Consider the following 4573-nt stretch of genomic DNA (forward strand, 5'->3'; position numbering starts at 1 on the left):
ATCTCTGCATCTGTTTGGCTAAAATCTTTTCGGCTCTGGGTTTATAAAGAAGATGAAACAAAGCCTCCATATAGCGATCCCTAGCTTCATTATTTTCTGGCATGACAAAATTCCAAAAACTAAAAATTTTAGCAAGAGACAATAAATTATTAGTATGGGAATGCCAGTTATACTTATTATGAATTCGCTGATTCATCCATTCAGAAACTTTATCCCAATGTTCGGGATGTGCATCACATTTTTCTAGGAATGCCACAATTTTATGGGCAGTACCTTCTAAATCTGTCGGATTAATATTAAATCCATTTTCGTGGTCTTCAATAACTTCTAAAGAGCCACCAAATTTAGTTGCAAAAGTAGGTAAACCGGAAATCATCGCTTCTAAAATGCTGCGTCCCAAGGCTTCAAACCGAGCAAAATGGACATAAATTCCGCGACAATCTGCCACTACTCGGTAAGCTTCGCCAACTTCACGGTTGTTTAGGCGTATCCCTAACCAACGTATTTTGTTGTGGAGTCCATACTGATTAATTAGGTCATGCAGTTTGTGAATTTCTCCGGCTTCTTCTGGGTTGGTATGCTCAGAAATATGCAGCTTACTGGTTAATAAAATCAGATTGCAATGCTCTTGTAAAGCTGGACTTTTAGCAAAGCATTCCGCTAAACCAGCAAGATTTTTAATGGAAGTAATAGGAGCAACTGCAAATATTGGTCTTTTATTGGGATTTTCTAAATAACCCAAAATGTTAGTATCTTCGTGGTTAAATAGTAGGTCGTAGACTTGTTGACGTAGGTTGGGGTCTCTGTCTTGGGTTTGTCTACAGGAAAAGAAGATACTTTCATTAACTCCCGGCGGTACTAAGTTAAATTTTGGACTAAATAAATCAATGCCATCTACCACATGATATAAATTCGGCATGGTAAAGCATTTGTAAGATTCGTATTGTCCTATAGATTCGGGTGTACCAACAATTTCTTGATAGGAAGAGGTGATAATAAAATCAGCCGCATTCATGCTAATCAAGTCGGCGGTAAATTGTGCCGAAAAGTGATACTGTTCCTCTAATTCTTGCCAATGCAAGTTACTAAAGAGATATTTTGGTTTTTCTAAAGAGTGGGCAATGTTACAATGGATAACTTTGAGACGACGGGAAAGCAGAAAGGCGACTAAGTTACCATCGCTGTAGTTACCTACAATTAAATTTGGTTTGCCGTGAAATTGTGCTAGTAATTCTGTTTCTGCGTCTAGGGCAAATGATTCTAGATAAGGCCAAATATCAAATTTAGATATCCAATTATCGGTAATTTCTGGATTAAATTGACCAAAGGGAACACGCAAAATCCAGGCGTTTTCTGTACCATTTACTTTTTCCACACGCAGGTTACAGAATGTGCCTTCGCAGTTAGGAATGAGGCGGGTGAGGATAATGACATGAGGTTGAATATTAAGTAAATCAAGCCCTGCTAGTTTAATATCTTCCTGTAATTTGTTTTCTAAATTGCGTGCTTGTTCCAAGACATAAATTACTTGCCCTAGGGTTTCATCACGCCCCAAGACACCTTCTTGTGCTACCCAACCGTGAATAGAAACCAAGACGACACGAAAGATAGCGGGAACACGAGAGACAAATGCTTCCAGGATGGCGGGTTGGGGGCTATCAATCAGATGTTCTAGAAGTTCTAGAGTTTCGAGGATGCGGTGGGCGGTGTTACCCCAACCTGGTTCAAAACCGAGTTCTTGTAAGTCAAAGCGAAATTTGGCGTAAGGTTCGTCAGGGTGACGCTGATGCAGAAATTTGATTGCTTGCTGGACTTGTTTGGCTAACTGAGTACCGGAAGAAATGCGATCATTTAGTAGTAGGCGCATTCCATCGTGTTGTAGTGCTTGTAAGGCTAAATATAATCTCTCAAACCAATATTGGGGATCATTCTCTAGTTGATTGCATAGAAAATGGTTGAGGAAGGCTAACCCTTGACCGATGTTGCGGGGATCGCTGATACTGGGGGATGCTTTGTAAAATGGGCTTAAGTCAATTTCTAGGATGTTAGGTTGATAGGCATTGACTAGGCGATCGCTCACATCCAAAAACGCTTGAGGTGACATCAATTCAAACTGGGTAAACTCTGATGTCACTCGCCAAACTTCTTGGCTAGCAATTTTCGCACGCACTACAAACCATGTACTCTCCTCCTCCAGAATTATTTCGTGGGTGCGGTGCAGTAATTTACTCAGTGCCGAAGAGTGATAAAAATATGTAGGTTTTTGCGTTTGGTGACAATATTGAGAAAAAGCTTGTAAAATCTCGTTACTGAGCAAGTAACATTTACCATTAGCTTTTAATGCAAACATAAACTGACGCAGAGCCGTTTTCTCTTCGTTGTCAGTCAAAATAGTTTGATGTAGTTCCCGCATGGCGAATCTCAGAACTTTAGTCAGGTCATGACCTCATTGTTCTCTCCTCACTCATTTAATTTGTGCAATGCTGCTTTAGAGGTGCATTCCCTTTAACCTCTGTATGGTAGATAATCTTTGTTCCATTGACTTCTAGCTTGGGGATGAAGTGATGGTATGGGGGATTGGGTATTGGGTATTGGGGGCTAGGTATAGGATTTTCTTCCTCTACTCCCTTGCCTCCTCTGCCTCTCCTGCTTCTGCTTCCTCATGCAAAAAATGCCAATTTGGCTGATATTTTTGTCAAAAAATTGTATTCTGTAATTTAAGCAACTGTTTTATAAAGAATTTTCTTATTTCAAAAATTTATATCAAGTTGAAAAAAGCTTATGAGATACCAGATTTTAGACGCTAAACCTCAAAATTATTCCTGTCAGAACATAAAGTTTCTATTAAGTAAATAATCAATTAAAACACGAAATTAAAATAATTCATATTGCAGAATTATTATATATTTAACTAAACTCTGCATTAACTGGATTACCTGTTATAAATTGTTGTAAACCAAGGCAGTGTTTGCTTAAAAAAAGATTCACAAACTTAAGATTTTTCTAGTTGGGCAATTGCAAGTTAGTTAGTTATCGATTTAAAAAACAAAATCATTGGAGCTAAAACTGAATATCTCGCTTGTCAGGTTAATTGTAAACAGCGAATTCAAAATTTTCAGCTTCCATGAAACTACAATTTCAAACTCTATTTCAGCATCTTCAAAACTATTCAGACATAGCCTCTAATATAGAGGTTGGCTTTGCTAGTTTTGCAATTTTCGAGCCGGGTACATATACAGAGAAAGCTAAAACCCGTTTAGCAATCAATTACGCAGATATCAAACCTCTAGAGGGGATAATTGCGGAAAATTGCCCTAAAATTCACACTCATCAAGTAGCGATCGCACAAAGTCAAGAAAGAGCTAATATCAGCCAAACGCTGCGCTCACAATTAACAGCAGGTGCTACGGCTCAAAAGCAGTGATGACAAAGGCTGAAAGCTTTAATAGCACAAGGCGCACTATTGCCAGTTTACCATTGCGCCTGTAGATGCTGTAGTTTGATCAAAGAAATTAGTTACTAAATCTCAATTTAGATAAATTACATTCGAGATGACTATGAACCACCAGTTTCATTCTTCTCAGCAAAGTTTTCAAAATGCAATTACTATTGAGCAATTGAATCAGATAATTGCAGCCATTACTGATGGTAGATATTCTTGGGCTTGTGTCTTAATTTTACGTTTTGTTGGTTACAATCCTCTTCATTTTATTCCCCAGAGAACCTATAGCCGTTTAATGAAAGAAAATCGTCAAGTTCCCAATGTAACTGTATCTGCTAATAGTGACAATCCAGAGAATCTCAAATCCTCATCACAAGCTGCTAATTCTCATCACAACAATTCTAGCCAACAGGTAAAACATCAAGTTAGAAATTCGTCGAGAAGTTTAGAGCCAAAGATAGCAGAACTTTATCGGCAGCAAAGCTAGAGTATATTACTTTCACAAGTTAGAAAAATTTGGGGTGGGATTTGGAGAAATTTCCGTAAGAATTCAGCACCCAGGAGTCAGAAGTCAGAATGAATCAGGGTTTAGGAATATTATCTTATTCATCAAATATGAGCATTTGAACTATTCTGAATCCTGAATTTTGACTCCTGAATCCTGACAAATTTCCTAGTATCTAACCCCGAATTGGCAGATAATTAATATAACTGATCAGTAGCTCAACTTAAAAAAACGTCATACCCAGATACCCGACTTCTCAAAGAAGTCGGGCATCTATCCCATCATCATTTTATCTTTAATTTTGATGATTAGTTGTTTGGAGAATTAGAGCTTTGCGGTTGCTGTCTATTTTCACGCAAATCTTGTAGTTTGCGTATGAGTTCTTGACTAGATTCTAGTGAAGAAGATAACTGATCTTTGTCGGTTGTAGATTCAGATGATGGTTTTGCGCTGGTTGTTGGCGTTGGTTTTGCAGATGGTTGAACAGTTGTTGTTGGTGTTGTTCTTAAAGATGGTTTAGCAGTTGCGGCTGGTGTGGGTGTGGGTGCGGGTGTGGGTTGATTTTTATTGACTTGCGGTACTGCTGGAGGTTTAGCAGTTGCGGCTGGTGTGGGGATGGGTGCGGG

At 38.6% G+C, this 4573-nt stretch carries 3 protein-coding genes and 1 pseudogene; 2 read left to right on the top strand and 2 right to left on the bottom strand.

The annotated features are described in order from the left end of the window. A partial coding sequence (locus AACS98_RS14600) for a sucrose synthase (RefSeq protein ID WP_066424920.1) occupies positions 1 to 2413 on the bottom strand: 2413 nt, incomplete at its 3' end. A 711-nt stretch (positions 2414 to 3124) separates the two neighbouring features. Here AACS98_RS14600 and AACS98_RS14605 point away from each other — a divergent pair. Together AACS98_RS14605 and AACS98_RS14610 are read left to right on the top strand one after the other, a co-directional pair. Beyond that, on the top strand, positions 3125 to 3424 hold the full coding sequence (locus tag AACS98_RS14605; protein ID WP_066381065.1) for a hypothetical protein: 300 nt from the start codon (positions 3125 to 3127) through the stop codon (positions 3422 to 3424). 133 nt (positions 3425 to 3557) lie between these two features. Further along, positions 3558 to 3929 carry a HetP family heterocyst commitment protein gene (locus AACS98_RS14610; protein WP_066381067.1) on the top strand — a complete coding sequence of 124 codons (372 nt, stop codon included), beginning with the start codon at positions 3558 to 3560 and terminating at the stop codon, positions 3927 to 3929. A 326-nt stretch (positions 3930 to 4255) separates the two neighbouring features. Here AACS98_RS14610 and AACS98_RS14615 read toward each other — a convergent pair. Continuing rightward, positions 4256 to 4573 (bottom strand): annotated as a pseudogene (locus AACS98_RS14615) (hypothetical protein); the annotation flags it as partial.

Source organism: Anabaena sp. CA = ATCC 33047, from assembly GCF_963870205.1.
In the GTDB taxonomy this organism is placed as follows: Bacteria; Cyanobacteriota; Cyanobacteriia; order Cyanobacteriales; family Nostocaceae; genus Trichormus.